Origin of the sequence: Nostoc sp. 2RC (genome assembly GCF_014222165.1) — a bacterium.
GTDB lineage: Bacteria > Cyanobacteriota > Cyanobacteriia > Cyanobacteriales > Nostocaceae > Nostoc > Nostoc linckia.
In genome coordinates, this window is sequence record NZ_JACKZU010000739.1 from 1 (window position 1) to 1,025 (window position 1,025).

Genomic DNA, 1,025 nt, shown 5'->3' on the forward strand with positions numbered 1-1,025 from the left:
TTTCCCAAAAGAGTGCAAAAAGCACTTTTGCAAGAGGTATAGTCAACAACCTCAAGGGGAAGAATTTATTTTTTGGAGTTACCTGGGCGGGTAATTATTTTTTCTCTCCATAGCGATTAACTAAGCAAATTTAAATTTTTTAGCGTCTGCAAACCGCTTGTTAATTTCATCCCAATTAACAACGTTCCACCATGCTTCCAAGTAATCAGCGCGACGGTTTTGGTAGTTGAGATAATATGCGTGTTCCCATACGTCATTTCCCAGGATGGGATATTGACCTTGACTGAGGGGACTATCTTGATTAGCTGTAGAAGTTACTTGTAATTTGCCATCTTTGTTACGCACTAGCCAAACCCAACCACTACCAAAACGACCAGCACCTGCTTCGTTGAACTGTTTTTTGAAGGCTGCAAAACTACCAAAGTTTTGGTTAATAGCCGAGGCTATATCTCCTGTTGGTTCTCCACCACCTTTGGGTTTCATAATTTGCCAGAACATCGAATGATTCACATGACCACCGCCGTTATTTTGCACTGTTTTGCGAATGTCTTGTGGTACTGTGTTAAGTCTTTGCAAAAGTTCTTCTACACTTTTACTTTTGAGTTCTGGATATTTTTCTAATGCCCCATTCAGATTTTTGACATAAGTTGCGTGGTGTTTATCGTGATGAAACTGCATTGTTTTGGCATCAATGTGTGGTTCTAATGCTTCGTAGGGATAAGGTAACGGTGGTAGTTGGATGGCACCTGTTGTATTTGGTGTTGTGTCAGGAGTTCGAGTGTTCTCTGGAGGAGAATTTTCTGCCAATGCACAAGCATCTAACGCAAATGCACCAGCACCTGCTGTGAGTAAAAACAAGAAATAACGTCGATTAATAGCCATATTGGTTTTTGCAGGAAATCTATGTCAATTACTTCGTCGTTTTTATTTTCTTAGATTCTGGCTGCAAAAAATTGGGGAGTGGGGAGATGGCTTCGCCAAAGGGCAAAGGGCAAGGGGCAAAGGGGAAAGGGGAGATGGAAAGA

Annotated in this window: 1 protein-coding gene; it reads right to left on the reverse strand. The window is 41.4% G+C overall.

The features are described from left to right. Positions 1-120: 120 nt before the first annotated feature. Entirely contained in the window at positions 121-882 is a 762-nt protein-coding gene (locus GNE10_RS34765) for a superoxide dismutase (protein ID WP_099066785.1), read from the reverse strand. Positions 883-1,025 lie beyond the last annotated feature (143 nt).